The organism is Flagellimonas olearia (assembly GCF_009184425.1).
Classification (GTDB): Bacteria; Bacteroidota; Bacteroidia; order Flavobacteriales; family Flavobacteriaceae; genus Flagellimonas; species Flagellimonas olearia.
The window spans coordinates 469,532-482,842 of sequence record NZ_WELG01000001.1 but is presented as its reverse complement, the minus strand read 5'-3'; the positions used below and the strand labels follow the sequence as shown (position 1 = coordinate 482,842).

Sequence of the window (13,311 nt, the reverse complement as noted above, 5' to 3'; positions counted from 1 at the left end):
TTACATCTACTTAAAAATGGTCCCAATGTCATGGTGTACTTTTAAATAATGCTGTTCCAGCTCCTGTTCTGAAACCTCCAAAGGCTTGGGTAATCCCCTTTCAATCAAAGGTTTCCGGAACCGAACCTTCCGATCTTTTCCATCCGCAAATACCACAAACTCTCCCTGTTTCAACCGAAAGAAAACCTCGGCCCTTCGTTTGGACACCTCCTTCTCCCCTTCCGTGATACGCCGCTCCAGGTTCAATCCTGAACTCTTGCTCACACTTCGGGTCGGTATCTTGACCAATTCAAAAAACCGTTCATAATACCTTGCGGTGTCCGGGTCATTCACCTTCCCAAAGAACTGATAGGACAGATTGGAAAGTATCGCCTTGCTCGCCTTCTCCCCGTACATCATATCGTTCTGGATCTTGTCCTGTAGGACATATACACTTACAATATCGTAGCTACGCAAGGTGGCCGGTATCCGGTGCATATTTAAGAGGCGCAGGGTGGAGGCCTCTTCCAACAACATAAAGGAGGGTTTCCGATTGCGTTGGCTCATTTGCTTTGAGATGGTATGGATGATCGTGGCGATCACTGGCGATAGCGATGCATCCTTTTGGGGATTGTTCACCAAAGCTATAATGGAAGGATTGTCTTCATTATTGATATCCAAGGGAATTTCATCGGTAGAGAGCACCATGAAAATCTTCCGGGTACAGATCTTTTTAAAGCCATTGGCCAGGGTACTGAGGACCCCAGCCGTCTGTCGTTCGGACCCAATACCACTGATAAAGGCATCCGCCATGGCACGGGAGGTAATGTTTCCCCGTAAAAACTTGACCAGGCTTTTGGTGGCCAATTGTTGGAACAGCGCCATCAAATGCGGCAGGGTGCAGTAGTGTGGGTAATCCGTCTTTAACCGCCAAATCAATCCACTGACCAGCCCCTCGGCCGCATCCTTAAAAAATCGGGAAGTACTGTTCTCATCCGAATCGCGATGCTCCATCAAGTTCTCCAAGAGCACCCGGGACACCTCATGCACGCTTTCCTCATCGGGCAGGTATCGGGGGTCGATAGGATTGACCCTATTATATATGGGGCCAAAGGACACGATTCGAAAAGGAATCTGCTCCCCGTCCCATAAGGGGCATGCCATTTCCGTGATCTCAAAATCCTTGTAATCGTGGATGATCCCCGAAAAATTCTCCTTTCGAAAATGCCTTAAAAAATTATAGATCACACTTTCGGTCTTTCCGCTCCCTGCAGAGGCCATCACGGATACCCCTCGCCGGATGTTCCCCAACACCAAAGGTCTTCCCAGCACCTTCATTTTCACCTCAAAGACCTTGGAAGGTTTCCTTTCGGTCTTGTGGTAGTCCACTAGCCCATAAATGATCACATGTATAAATACCATGGGTAACCATAGGGTCAACGCCCCTTTTAAAAAATCATCCCGGCCCCATGTCCAAGCTGTGACCATGACCAAAACCATCATCACCAAAGCCCATATCACAAACCCATATTTAAGGTACCGATTGGCCACAAAGGAGATACTCCCACCGATTACCACACCTGATACCATTCCAATCCACCCGAAATCTTCCATATCATTATTCTTTAAATCCCAATGGATCCTGATTCCATGGCCCTTCCGATTCCTTTCTTGAGTTGCATCATGGCCTTATGGGCCAATTGTACCTTATTGACGGGGATACTCGGCACCTTCACCCCTGCCTTGAACAACCATTGTTTGGCGGCCTGTTTCTCATGGGTGGGCAGTCCCAAAAGGACTGTAAAGAACCGTTTGGGATCCTTGTCCAAAAGGTTTCGGGCATGGTAGGTCTCCACAAAGTTCCTGCGATAGCCATACTGGGTATCAAAGGTCTTCTCCGCTGCCCTATAGAACTTGTCCCGGTCAAAGCCCTGCTTCACTTTCTCCCCATTGAGGGTGGTTTTCGAGGTCCGGAACTTGGATCCTGGGGAGAGGCTATGGGAATTGGTCACATCCTTGCGACTGACAATGATATGGATATGGCTCTGGTGCCCTTTTTTGGCCATACCGGGCACAATGCGTTTGCCATCCTGTTTGTGGGGTGCCTCTCTTTCAAGGACATCGATCCTTTCCTGAAGTTTGACCCTATCACCTTCTTCCCTACCTTCCTTGATGGCCCTGATCCTGTGTTGCAATTCCAGAATTTCACTGGCTATGGGTTGGTTCTCCTTGACGGCCTTATCCCTTTCGGAATAGGTACGTTCCCGTTCCAGCTTCGCGAAATACAGTATCTCCTTAACCGTTACTTCCCTGTCCCGATAAAAGGAGGCCGCATAGGTCTTCATCAGTCCCCGGGTATATTGCTTGAGCTTTTCCGGGTCGTTCCCGATATGCATCAGTTCCCTGTGTGAGGGGCTGACCATGATGGAATAGAACTTGGGATCTTTCTTGCTGAGTTTGGAGGTATTGGCATCGATCTCGGCGATGACCCGATCGGCATCAATATGGTTTTCCGTCTGGTTGAAGAACATTTCTTGATCTTCCGGTGCCCTGGCCTGATTCTCCTTTTCGAGATACTTGACAAAATCCCGGACACTTCCCCTATAGTTGTCCCCCAATTGCTGGCGGGTGATGGCGATGTACATGGTTACATATTTTTGAGTTTTGAGCGGTATTTTTCCAAGGCCCCTGGTTTGAGGTCCAACTTCAGATGGTCTTTTCCGAACCGGTTCTTGGCAACGGACACATGGTCCAGGACATGGCCAAAATCCTGTTTCAGTTCTTCCATCCGTTCCTTCAGCCTTTGATGGACAATCTTGGGAACCGTGGTCTCCTTATCCAAGAGCTCGGATTGGATCGGCGTGTTCATTTCCGTCAATTGTTTCTCAAAAAATTCAAAGTCCCCTTCCCACTCTTCTTCCCCATCAGGCTCCAGTTCCTGCTCAAAGAGGGCCTGTATCATACTGACTGTGGGCAGGGTCTGTTCCTTTTCGATACTGCGCATGATGGCAACCATGGCATTGAAGCGTCGTTTGATCAAATATTTGAGGCTTGCAATGGTCTCATGCATACGTTCATCGGGCGATATGCCATTATGGTCAAAGAATTCCACCATGGCCAAAAGGGTCATGGAATGGGATTTCCCGTGTCGTTTGGAAAAGCCCTTGAACTTTTTGAGCACCGATATTTTGATACACACGGTGCGAAACGCTTCCTTCTCGTATCCTTTATCCATTTTTAGCGTAAAATTTTCTTGGTTTTACTGGCCCCAGCGCATTTTTAGCATAAAAACGGCCAGGGCCTTATCTTTCAAAACCTCCCACAACCCCATAAACAGGGGCCTTGCGGAGCAAACATCATCAGTAGCGTTGCGCGAGCACGCTATCCTCTTGCTCTTCCTTTTTGTCCCGCAGGGCCAAAAAAGCATCGCACAAGGGAGTTCAATCCCCCTTGTTCTTTCTTTAAAAGTCAAATCGAAGGGTACGGGATAAGGAAAGTCAAACCGAAAAGTTGCCGTACCGGGCTTATGGGCAATGCCCTTGTTTAAATATACCCACAATAAGCGTCAACTAAAAATAGGAAACCTGGTTGATTGTGGGCAATTGTGATGGAATAACATGGATTTGTCCCTTTGGGAAAACAGGAACGTCAATTTTGAGGTCATCAGGCAAAAAAAAGACCCTCTTTCGAGAGTCTCCCATACCCTTGCAAAAAGCATTCTTTAAGGCTTATAGTCCTCCTTGGCATATTCAAATCGGAATATCCACAGGTTGATGACCAACAGAAAGGTCCGTTCCGCATTGGTTTCCTTTTGGGTTTGAGGCCTTTGGTGCCTCCGGGCCGGAATCTCCAATGACTTTCTGATTCGTGTTTCCATGGTTCTTGATTTTTTGGGTTTCGTGATTCTTTATTTCAAACCTCCATCCAAAGCGGACTGCCTATAAAATCCCATTATCGGCAAAGCTGTAATAGCGGCCATCGGGTGCCAGGATGATATGGTCCAACACCTTGACATCAAAAAGTTGTGCCGCCCGTTTGATTTTTTGGGTCAATTGTTTGTCCGCCCCGCTGGCCTTGAGCTGCCCAGAGGGATGGTTATGGGCGAGGATGATCCCAACGGAAAGGGTCTTTAGGATAATGGCAAAAAGGATGCGCACATCCACCAAGGTTTCCGTGATGCCCCCATGGGACAGGGGATAAATCCCCTTGACCTTGTTGGACTGGTTGAGCAGTACTATTTTGAAGGTCTCATGGAGACCTATGGTCTTGTTGTCCCAATTCTTGAACAACAGGTTCGCCACATCATTGGAGTTGGTAACGGCTTGGGATTTCAGGGTACTGAGCTTTTCCCTATAACTGATCTGTATTTCGTTTACGCTATGTTCCATATCATTTCCTTTTTGGGATGGATAAGAAAAGGATGCCCCAGACCTTTGGGGCACCCTTGTCCTGTCTACTCGGAGGTATTGTTATCACCACCACCCAATAGCAAGATCTCACTGGCCACGATCTCGGTGACATAGCGTTTGTTGCCCTCTTTGTCCTCATAGGAACGGGAGGTCAATTTCCCTTCGATGGCAACCTCCTTGCCCTTGGTCACGAAGCCTTCGATGATGTCAGCCAATTTTCCCCACCCGATCACGGTATGCCATTCGGTGTTGGTGATACGTTCCCCTTCGGAGTTCTTGTAGTGCTCGTTGGTGGCCATGGTAAAGCGTGCCACACGTTTCCCTTTGTCAAGGTCTGTGATGGTGGGGTCTTGTCCCACATTTCCGATAAGTTGCACTTTGTTTCTCAATCTACTCATGATAAAAAGCTTTAGTGCCCGCCTTCCACCTAAACTGGATAGATCGGCAGACTGTTTAAAAATTTCCCCTTTATTTTTTGGTTTTTGTTTCCCAAATTTTAAGGGGCCTTTGTTTGCTTCTTAGGTGCGCAGCACAATAAAAGAAGGGGGTTCTGTCAAGGCTTTTGGACGGAAATCGGGAGGTTCCGCGACGTAGTAAAACCATTAGGTTTTCAAGGAAGTGGAAACCCTATTTATGGATAAAACAGGGCCTGGCCTTGACAGGTTCGATAAGGGCCTTAGGAATTCCATCCGACCCATGGACAAGGGAGCGTACGGAAAGTAAAGCGAGGGTAGGCCATGGTGTCCTGATGGGAAGTCCTTGGGCACTGCCCTGTTTTTCGATGCCCCGAAAAACAACCAGGGCTTCTTTTATTACCGCCCCCTTAAAATTTGATGGGCGGACGGACGGGTTTGCGGCCTTGCACGGCAAAGCCCCAAGAAGGGTTTGCGAAGGAAGGACGTATAAAAATCCGATTGGGCGACTTCCTTGTCATATACCGATGAATCCCATAAATGAACTGAGGCCTTCAACACTTCCTTGGACCATGTTTGTCGTTTTTCTACAATTTGTTGTTTCCCCACGCCTTTAGCTTTGCTCCCCTAATCCATAATTGAAAACAATGGGAAGCATAAATAGTACAGAAATGAAACTGGATTATGGGAAGGTACAGGCCTTTGCAGGGCAGGTCATCAACGACCTGTCCGCAGGAATGTCCGGGGTATTGGTCCAGATTGGTGAAGAGCTCGGCCTTTATCGGGCATTAAGGGAACTCGGCCCCACCAATGCCAGGGCCCTGTCCAAAAAAACAGGGACTTTTGAACGCTATGTCCAGGAATGGCTCAACAACCAAGCGGCTGGAGGGTATATCAGTTATGACCCTGAACAAAAGACCTACTATTTACCCGAAGAGCATGCTCTTATCTTGGCCGACAGCAACAGTCCCTTCTTTATGGCCCCAGGGTTCCAAGTGGTGTCCAGCCTTTGGTACGACAAGGATAAAACGGTACAGGATTTCAGGGAAGGGAAAGGGATTGGTTGGCACCAACACCATCACAATCTATTTTTTGGGACCGAGGCTTTTTTTCGATCTGGATACCGGGCCAATTTGGTCAACGAGTGGATTCCTGCCTTGGAAGGAATCGGGGAGAAACTGCTTGCAGGTGGTAAAGTGGCCGATATTGGATGCGGCCATGGAGCATCCACCATCCTGATGGCCACCAGATATCCCAATTCCATCTTTTATGGATTTGACTACCATCCAGAATCCATTGAAATGGCAAAGTCAAGGGCACATGAGGCAGGGCTTGCCAATGTTGTGTTCAAAGTGGCAGCTGCCAAGGATTTCGAGGAATCCCAATTCGACCTGATCTGTTATATGGATGCCTTCCATGATTTCGGAAATCCCCTTGAGGCGATTCAACATGCAAAGGCCCAGTTGAACGACGGTGGTAGTATCATGTTGGTCGAACCGGCCTCCTTTGATGAACTGGAAAAGAATTTCAATCCCATAGGACGAATGTTTTACGCTGCATCCACTACCCTTTGTGTACCCCATTCGCATTCACAGGAGGGAGGATACTGCCTCGGCGCCCAAGCCGGTCCTGAGCGGGTACGACAAATCGTTAAAGAAGCCGGGTTCTCCCAATTCAGGATTGCACAAAGGACTCCGGTCAATCTCATCTTTGAAATCAAAAAATAACAAAAAAACCATGAAGCAATGGAAAACGAGAGTGCACCGCTATTGGGAAGCCATTCTGGAAACCCTATCCTCTTTGGACTGGGAAGGTCCGTCCCGCATAAAATGATTCCATCATCTTCCAAAAGAATTCCCAGAGCCGAACCAACCCAAATATTCAGGGGCATTTCCTTGAAAAGAAGGTAACCCAAAACATATCCATATGTCACAGATCCAACACTTCACCCTATTCCTGGCAACCATCTGGGTATTGATCATCACCCCTGGGCCAGATTTGATTTTTGTGCTTTCAAAAGGAGCCTCCCAAGGCAAAAAAGCAGGCTTGCTTTCCGCCTTGGGGATTACCCTGGGCATTTTGTTCCATACCCTTTTGGCCGCATTGGGGCTTTCTGAAATCCTAAGGACATCAGCAGTCGCATTTTCCATGGTCAAAACCTTGGGTGCCACCTATCTTATATTCCTGGGCATTAGGTCCATGATCTCCAAGAAGGGTGTCCTTTTTAAAGAAGAAACTTCCATTTCCTATGGGAAAATGGTTTTACAGGGGTTCCTCTCCAATACGTTGAACCCCAAAGTGGCCTTATTTTATCTAGCTTTCCTTCCGCAATTCATCATCTCCGGAAAGCCTCTTGGTTCTCCATGGCCCTTTTTGGTATTGGGCCTATTGTTCGCCCTGTCCTCTATGGTATTCCTAATGACCCTCGGGTATTTCTCCGGGTCCTTGGGACATTATTTGGCAAGGAAGAAACGGGCCATGACTTGGGTATCCAAGATTTCGGGAGCACTTTTACTGTCCTTGGGAATCAAATTGGCCATGGACCAACAGGCCAAATAACACTGTTCCTTTTCATCCCAACGCTGAAATGGTCCCTCTTTTGATCCATTGTATCCCTATGGACCACCCCCTTCAGTATCATGATAGGAATCAAAGACCATGATGTCGTTTTTTCACAATTCGGCCCCTTGCATCCCTACTACTTTTGAAGCTAAAATGAAATATATCAAACACATGAAAACAATCGCAACCATCCTATGGTTCTCCCTAAGTCTTTTGGGCGTCCATCAAGGCCATTCGCAACAACAAACCGTAATCCATCCTGATGGCCCCTTCACCAAAATGCTACTGTTCAAATGGAACGAACAGGTCACCCCGGAACAAAAAGATCATATGACGGATTTGTTCGAAGATCTTGTAAAAGAAGTGCAAGGTTTCGACTCCTTCGAGATCATGGAGCTTACCCATTCCCACAGATTTGAAACGGCCTTTGTCCTTAAATTCAGTTCAGGGGCAGCGGAAAAAACATATCGGGAACATCCAAAGCACCAGCAACTGGGCCAGTTGGGTCCATTGTTGGTCAAGGATTTCCAGGAAGTTAAATACTGACCCATCATGAAGCACACCAACTACATCGATACCTTGACCCCTTTAAGGGGTATAGCCGCCATTTGGGTGGTCCTATACCATTATGATCAATTGACCTCCTTCACGGGATTGGATTATTTGGTGTCCCGAGACACTACGATGCTCTTGGCCAAAGGATACCTTTTTGTGGATTTCTTTTTCCTTTTGAGTGGCTTTATCCTGACCCATGTTTATGGGAACCGATTTCAACAGGGCATCAACATCAAAAGTTCATGGAACTATCTCTGGGCCCGGTTCAGCCGATTGTACCCCTTGCATCTATTCTGTTTGTTGACCCATATATGGGTAGCCTGCTTTCTGATCTTCGGTTTTCCGAACGTCTGGGGAAAATTCAGCCATATGTATGCCTTGAAAGGCATTCCTGTGCATTTGTTCCTGACCCAGGCATGGGGCTCCGATCATTGGCTTACTTGGAACGTCCCATCTTGGTCCATCAGTGCGGAATGGGCCATTTATATGGTTTCACCCCTATTGTTTTTATTCCTTTTCCAAAAAAGGGGATGGTGGCCATGGATCATGGCCTTGTTTTCCTTTACATTACTTGGAACAATAGTCCATTTTAATGTAAAACATTCCCTGGATGCCACATTCGATTGGGGTATTTTCAGGTGTCTTGCGGAATTCACCTTGGGCATTCTGGTGTACAATCTCTACCAAGAGGGCTCCCTTAAAAAATGGTTGTCCAAGGATCTCTCCTTCATGGCGATGGTCCTTATCACACTTTTTGGGCTTCATATCAAAATACATGATGTTTGGATCATCCCCTGTTTCATCCTGATCATTTTGACAGCCGCCCATAACCAGGGTAAGGTCCAAAAAACAATGAAATGGCCCTTGGCCCAATATCTTGGTGAGATATCCTATTCCATCTACATGATGCAGGGTCTATGGTTGAGCCTGTATTGGATGGGATTGGACAGCTGGTTGGTGGATAGGCCGGGGACTGTCCCGGACACTTTGACCCTTTTTTCCTTGGTGATGTCCCTACTGTTCGTAAACATCGTTTCAGCGGCCTGGTCCTATCACAATGTTGAGATCCCATTTCAACAAAAACTAAGAAAAATCAAATTCAAACGACTCATAAACTTTCAATGAACCGATCAATGGAACCAATTACAGCACATATTGTACACGCCTTCGATATCCACGGAACAGGAGGTAATCCCGCCGCGGTCATCTTGGATGCCAATGGATTGACTCCCGGGAAAAAACAGGAAATAGCCAAAAATATAGGACTATCGGAAACTGCATTCATCTCCAAATCCTCCGTGGCGGACTTTAGATTGGAATTCTTTACCCCTACCAAACAAATTGCACATTGCGGACATGCCACTATCGCTTCGTTTTCCCTGTTACGGAAAAAGGGACTCGTCCAAGGTGATCGATCGTCAAAGGAAACCATTGAGGGTAACCGGGACATTATTTTTGAAGGCGAGAAGGTATTCATGGAACAGGCCCCACCTGAGTTCACCCGGTTGGGGACCCTAGAGGACAAGGTATTCGAAGCCTTGGGGATCACTCGACATGAATTGGCCGATGGCCTGGTACCCATGAAGGTGGATACCGGTAATGCCTTTGTAGTGGTGCCCTTAAAGTCGGTTGACCAATTGGCCAACCTTACCCCCGATTCCAATGCCATCATTGAGCTCTCCAAACACCTTGGTCTGATCGGTCTCTATCCCTTTGTCCTGCCCCATGACGGGAATGCGGATGCCCGATCTAGAATGTTCGCACCTTATTACGGAATCCCTGAAGAGGCGGCCACGGGCATGGCAGCAGGTCCATTGGCCTGTTACCTGTATAGCCAAGTCCAATCAAAGGATAATTTTGTGATCAAGCAAGGGGAATTCATGAAGGAACCCTCACCCAGTCAGATCCATGTACATTTAACATTGGGGAATGGTGCCATTAAAAACCTTTTTGCCGGGGGAACCGCCTATACCTCAAAACAATTGGAATGGTTTTCAAAACCTTAATTCAAAAAAAAAATCAAACAACGCAACATGAAAACCCTATTAAAAAAAGATCTGGAGCAGATCGACGAAATCTTGGAAGGGGCCATCGCCGTTTCCAAATCCTACTTGCATCATCTGGGCGAAGCCGCCCCGAACATTGGAGTATCCAACATGCCCAAGAAGGCATGGGACATTGGCGAAGGGATTGGGGCCCAAAAAGCCCTTGACCTGTTCAAATCCCATTATGCACCCTACATTTCCGCCACAGCAGGCCCAAACTTTTATGGCTACGTAACGGGTGGGTCCACCCCGGCGGCCTTGCTTGGGGATTGGTTGACCTCTGTATATGACCAGGTGAGTTCCGTGACCCCTATCACGGCCAAGCACGAGTCGGACACCATTGCCCTCTATCGGGAACTTTTTGGTTTGCCATCGGACTTTTTTGGGAGTTTTGTCACAGGGGGTACCACATCGAACATGGTAAACTTGGCCGGGGCAAGACAATGGGCCAACCAACAAATGGGCCAGGATGGGTCCAAAAATGGATTGGACACCAGTTCAGGGACCTTGAAGGTATTTGCAGCGACCCCCCATTCCAGTACCTACAAATCCCTTTCCATTTTGGGCATGGGTAGGGACAATCTGGAACTGGTCCAGCGTCTTCCCGAACGGGAGGCCATGGACGTTGCCGATCTGGAAAAACGCCTATCCGTCCACCCAAAGGGACCTTGTATCGTAGTGGCCAGTGCAGGCACGGTCAATACCGGGGATTTTGATGATTTCCATGCCTTGGGTGCCCTTAAGGAAAAGTACAATTTCTGGTTGCATATCGATGGGGCTTTCGGAGGTTTTGCAGCAGTAAATGAAGCACACCAACACCTTGTCGGTGGTTGGGAATCTGCTGATTCCATCGCCATCGATGCCCATAAATGGCTCAACGTTCCCTATGATGCGGCCTTCCAGTTCACCAAACACCCAGGATTACAGAGACAGGTCTTCCAAAATGGAAATGTCCCTTATCTGGAAGGCGATGGGACCACCCAGGATTTCATGAACTATGTCCCTGAGAACAGTAGGCGTTGGAGGTCCCTTCCAGCTTGGTTTACACTGCTGGCATACGGGAAGGAAGGTTATGCCGAGATTGTTGGTCGGAACTGCCGTTTGGCCAAGGAACTTGGAGATGGGATCAAGGGCCATGGACAGTTGGATCTTCTTGGGAAAGTAAGACTGAACATCGTCTGTTTTGCCGCAAAAATCGATTCTGGAATCGACACTAAGGTCTTATTGGAAAAAATCAATGCAACCAACAAGGTCTTTTTGACCCCTACGGTATACAAGGAGCGTTTTGCCATTCGGGTAGCAGTTTCCAATTGGCGTACCGGTCAAAAGGAAATCAATGAACTATACCAGATCATTGCCAATGCAACAGATGCCCTAAAGGAATAGAATATGCGTTCCAAAGTCGTTTTTTTACAATTGTACGGAACACCACGGCCCTAGATTTGATCTGTAATTTAAAAACAATCAATAATGGAAAATACCTTGGAAAAAACAGATTTGGCCCTATTGTTCGAGGAACAGGTAGTGCTTTCCGATTTTGTGGAATACGGTTTCAGTATGCAGGACCTGGTCAATGGGGAGCCTATCCCCACAGAAGGGGCCCGTTTCGATATCTATTTTGAAGGGGACCTCATCGGGGAAAAGATCAATGGAAAGATCAGTGGGGTCGATTATTTGGAGGTGCGGGCAGATGGCCGGTTCTTCCTCGACCTACATGCCAAGATCTTGACCGATGATGGGGCACAGATCCAAGTTACCGAAACGGGAATCAATGACCATGGCAACTTGAAGCTGAACATGGAATTCCACACCAATGATGAACGGTACTCTTGGTTGAACCGGGCCCAGGTATTGGGGTTGGGAACCGTGGATTTCAATACCGGCAAGGCTCTTGTAAAAGGCTATTCACTATAAAAAAGAATCATGACAACAGTAAATGTAAACGAAATCGAACTCAATGAATTCATCGGAAAGGATGATAAAAAACAACACTGTAAGGCCACCTTTCCCCTGATCGGAGCACACGGATCCAAGCAATTGGCGACCGTATATTTCGAGTTGGAGCCTGGAGACAATTTGGGCAGGCATACCGATAGTTCCGAGGAACTATTGATCGTTTTGAAAGGAACGGTCGAAGCTACCGTAGGGTCGGAGACCAAAACGGCCAAAAGGGGTGGATTGGTCCTTGTCCCGGAAATGGTGCCCCATGACCTCAAAAATACAGGGACGACCACGGCCAAGGTCTTGGGAGTCTTTGGGGGAGCCAACAATATTGTGGCCACCTTTGACAAGGCCATGTTGCCGACAGAGTCCAATATCGTGGACACCTCCCTTCTTTTTAGCTGATAATTAGATGTTTATAATTAATTTAGCAGCGGTCCATTAAAAAAACAGCCCAAAAGAGATTCCAAGCGATGAATGTCAGGTTTTCAGAATACAGGCCATCTTTTGCCTTAAGCCCTTTTGTACAGGCTTACTATACAGGTGATTTCAACCTGTATTCTGAAGACAATTTTGTACAATCGGTGGTGCCCAATGGGTGTATCGAGCTGATCATCCACCTGACCCATGACCACTGTGAACTTGTGAAAAGTGAAACTTGGGGCAAATCCCCTGAATTTACGCTGATAGGTCTACAGACCAAACCGTATGAGGTCAAGTTCCACGATTTGGTACAGATTTTCGGAATCCGATTCAATCCTGAGGGTATCTATACTATTTTTGGGGTACCCCCTGCCCTGTTCACCGCAACCTTTGAGGACAGTTCCGATGTCCTTGGGATTGCCTTCAAAGATTATTGTTCCTGGTTACGGGAAGCCAAGAGCATCCAACAAAAAATCCGGTTGACCGAAGATTTTCTTTTGAAGAACATGTCTGGAAATTCCCAAGGTTTCGATTATGTCCGTTTGGCCTCTGAGACCATCAGGAAACACCACGGTATGTTGACCTTGGAGGAATTGATCCAAAAGGTACCCATCAGCCCGAGACAACTCCAAAGGGAATTCAAAAGAAGATTTGGGATCACGGCCAAGGAATACATGCGGCTTTCACGCCTCAATGCCATCCAGCAATATATGCAAGGATCCGAAGCAATCAATCTTACGGAGCTTTCCTATGATGCCGGGTTTGCCGACCAATCCCATTTTATACGTGAATTCAGACTATTGGCAGGCACCAACCCCAGGAGCTTTTTGAAACAACGGGAAAACTTCCTGAGTCTCCCAGTGCATCTGGAATAAACCAAGAACGATTTAACTTTGGGGCCAAATTCCATTAGAAACCATATAGAGTAGCGGCATCTTCATGTGCTGAAGCGCAAATTACAACACAAAGCCAACCAAAAATGGT

At 47.3% G+C, this 13,311-nt stretch carries 16 protein-coding genes; 10 read left to right on the top strand and 6 right to left on the bottom strand.

Annotated features, from left to right (window positions below):
* Positions 1–6: 6 nt before the first annotated feature.
* The 6 genes from F8C76_RS01955 to F8C76_RS01935 form a co-directional block, all read right to left on the bottom strand.
* Complete coding sequence (locus F8C76_RS01955) at positions 7–1,593, bottom strand: type IV secretory system conjugative DNA transfer family protein (protein ID WP_211372102.1); 1,587 nt, start codon at positions 1,591–1,593, stop codon at positions 7–9.
* An 11-nt stretch (positions 1,594–1,604) separates the two neighbouring features.
* Positions 1,605–2,624, bottom strand: a complete 1,020-nt coding sequence (mobB, locus tag F8C76_RS01950; protein WP_152130227.1) for a MobB family relaxase — start codon at positions 2,622–2,624, stop codon at positions 1,605–1,607.
* Between the two features lie 2 nt (positions 2,625–2,626).
* Positions 2,627–3,214, bottom strand: a complete 588-nt coding sequence (locus F8C76_RS01945) for a BfmA/BtgA family mobilization protein (protein WP_152130226.1) — start codon at positions 3,212–3,214, stop codon at positions 2,627–2,629.
* A 486-nt stretch (positions 3,215–3,700) separates the two neighbouring features.
* Positions 3,701–3,856: a hypothetical protein gene (locus F8C76_RS18650; protein WP_170283946.1), complete on the bottom strand. Its 156-nt coding sequence runs from the start codon at positions 3,854–3,856 to the stop codon at positions 3,701–3,703.
* A 61-nt stretch (positions 3,857–3,917) separates the two neighbouring features.
* Positions 3,918–4,367, bottom strand: a complete 450-nt coding sequence (locus F8C76_RS01940) for a JAB domain-containing protein (RefSeq protein WP_152130225.1) — start codon at positions 4,365–4,367, stop codon at positions 3,918–3,920.
* A gap of 65 nt (positions 4,368–4,432) precedes the next feature.
* The gene (locus F8C76_RS01935; RefSeq protein WP_152130224.1) at positions 4,433–4,786 is read right to left on the bottom strand and encodes a single-stranded DNA-binding protein; all 354 of its coding nucleotides are present in this window, start codon (positions 4,784–4,786) and stop codon (positions 4,433–4,435) included.
* A gap of 686 nt (positions 4,787–5,472) precedes the next feature.
* Between F8C76_RS01935 and F8C76_RS01930 the strand changes: the two genes are divergently transcribed.
* The 10 genes from F8C76_RS01930 (at position 5,473) to F8C76_RS01890 (ending at position 13,202) form a co-directional block, all read left to right on the top strand.
* Positions 5,473–6,528, top strand: coding sequence for a class I SAM-dependent methyltransferase (locus F8C76_RS01930; protein ID WP_211372101.1), 1,056 nt, complete (start codon positions 5,473–5,475; stop codon positions 6,526–6,528).
* 18 nt (positions 6,529–6,546) lie between these two features.
* Positions 6,547–6,711: a hypothetical protein gene (locus F8C76_RS18645; RefSeq protein ID WP_170283945.1), complete on the top strand. Its 165-nt coding sequence runs from the start codon at positions 6,547–6,549 to the stop codon at positions 6,709–6,711.
* A 16-nt stretch (positions 6,712–6,727) separates the two neighbouring features.
* Positions 6,728–7,360, top strand: a complete 633-nt coding sequence (locus F8C76_RS01925; protein WP_152130222.1) for a LysE family translocator — start codon at positions 6,728–6,730, stop codon at positions 7,358–7,360.
* Positions 7,361–7,534: 174 nt separating this feature from the next.
* Positions 7,535–7,909, top strand: coding sequence for a Dabb family protein (locus F8C76_RS01920; protein WP_170283944.1), 375 nt, complete (start codon positions 7,535–7,537; stop codon positions 7,907–7,909).
* 6 nt (positions 7,910–7,915) lie between these two features.
* Entirely contained in the window at positions 7,916–9,043 is a 1,128-nt protein-coding gene (locus F8C76_RS01915; RefSeq protein WP_152130220.1) for an acyltransferase family protein, read from the top strand.
* A gap of 8 nt (positions 9,044–9,051) precedes the next feature.
* Entirely contained in the window at positions 9,052–9,924 is an 873-nt protein-coding gene (locus F8C76_RS01910; RefSeq protein ID WP_152130219.1) for a PhzF family phenazine biosynthesis protein, read from the top strand.
* A 27-nt stretch (positions 9,925–9,951) separates the two neighbouring features.
* Positions 9,952–11,349, top strand: coding sequence for a pyridoxal phosphate-dependent decarboxylase family protein (locus F8C76_RS01905; RefSeq protein ID WP_152130218.1), 1,398 nt, complete (start codon positions 9,952–9,954; stop codon positions 11,347–11,349).
* Between the two features lie 84 nt (positions 11,350–11,433).
* The gene (locus tag F8C76_RS01900; RefSeq protein WP_152130217.1) at positions 11,434–11,877 is read left to right on the top strand and encodes a DUF3237 family protein; all 444 of its coding nucleotides are present in this window, start codon (positions 11,434–11,436) and stop codon (positions 11,875–11,877) included.
* Between the two features lie 9 nt (positions 11,878–11,886).
* Positions 11,887–12,309 carry a cupin domain-containing protein gene (locus tag F8C76_RS01895; protein ID WP_152130216.1) on the top strand — a complete coding sequence of 141 codons (423 nt, stop codon included), beginning with the start codon at positions 11,887–11,889 and terminating at the stop codon, positions 12,307–12,309.
* A 68-nt stretch (positions 12,310–12,377) separates the two neighbouring features.
* Positions 12,378–13,202, top strand: coding sequence for an AraC family transcriptional regulator (locus tag F8C76_RS01890; RefSeq protein WP_152130215.1), 825 nt, complete (start codon positions 12,378–12,380; stop codon positions 13,200–13,202).
* The last annotated feature ends 109 nt before the right edge of the window (positions 13,203–13,311 follow it).

Coding starts and splice junctions, on each gene's coding strand:
- F8C76_RS01955 (WP_211372102.1), bottom strand. CDS start 1,593: ATGGAAGATTTCGGGTGGATTGGAATGGTATCAGGTGTGGTAATCGGT.
- mobB (WP_152130227.1), bottom strand. CDS start 2,624: ATGTACATCGCCATCACCCGCCAGCAATTGGGGGACAACTATAGGGGA.
- F8C76_RS01945 (WP_152130226.1), bottom strand. CDS start 3,214: ATGGATAAAGGATACGAGAAGGAAGCGTTTCGCACCGTGTGTATCAAA.
- F8C76_RS18650 (WP_170283946.1), bottom strand. CDS start 3,856: ATGGAAACACGAATCAGAAAGTCATTGGAGATTCCGGCCCGGAGGCAC.
- F8C76_RS01940 (WP_152130225.1), bottom strand. CDS start 4,367: ATGGAACATAGCGTAAACGAAATACAGATCAGTTATAGGGAAAAGCTC.
- F8C76_RS01935 (WP_152130224.1), bottom strand. CDS start 4,786: ATGAGTAGATTGAGAAACAAAGTGCAACTTATCGGAAATGTGGGACAA.
- F8C76_RS01930 (WP_211372101.1), top strand. CDS start 5,473: ATGAAACTGGATTATGGGAAGGTACAGGCCTTTGCAGGGCAGGTCATC.
- F8C76_RS18645 (WP_170283945.1), top strand. CDS start 6,547: ATGGAAAACGAGAGTGCACCGCTATTGGGAAGCCATTCTGGAAACCCT.
- F8C76_RS01925 (WP_152130222.1), top strand. CDS start 6,728: ATGTCACAGATCCAACACTTCACCCTATTCCTGGCAACCATCTGGGTA.
- F8C76_RS01920 (WP_170283944.1), top strand. CDS start 7,535: ATGAAAACAATCGCAACCATCCTATGGTTCTCCCTAAGTCTTTTGGGC.
- F8C76_RS01915 (WP_152130220.1), top strand. CDS start 7,916: ATGAAGCACACCAACTACATCGATACCTTGACCCCTTTAAGGGGTATA.
- F8C76_RS01910 (WP_152130219.1), top strand. CDS start 9,052: ATGGAACCAATTACAGCACATATTGTACACGCCTTCGATATCCACGGA.
- F8C76_RS01905 (WP_152130218.1), top strand. CDS start 9,952: ATGAAAACCCTATTAAAAAAAGATCTGGAGCAGATCGACGAAATCTTG.
- F8C76_RS01900 (WP_152130217.1), top strand. CDS start 11,434: ATGGAAAATACCTTGGAAAAAACAGATTTGGCCCTATTGTTCGAGGAA.
- F8C76_RS01895 (WP_152130216.1), top strand. CDS start 11,887: ATGACAACAGTAAATGTAAACGAAATCGAACTCAATGAATTCATCGGA.
- F8C76_RS01890 (WP_152130215.1), top strand. CDS start 12,378: ATGAATGTCAGGTTTTCAGAATACAGGCCATCTTTTGCCTTAAGCCCT.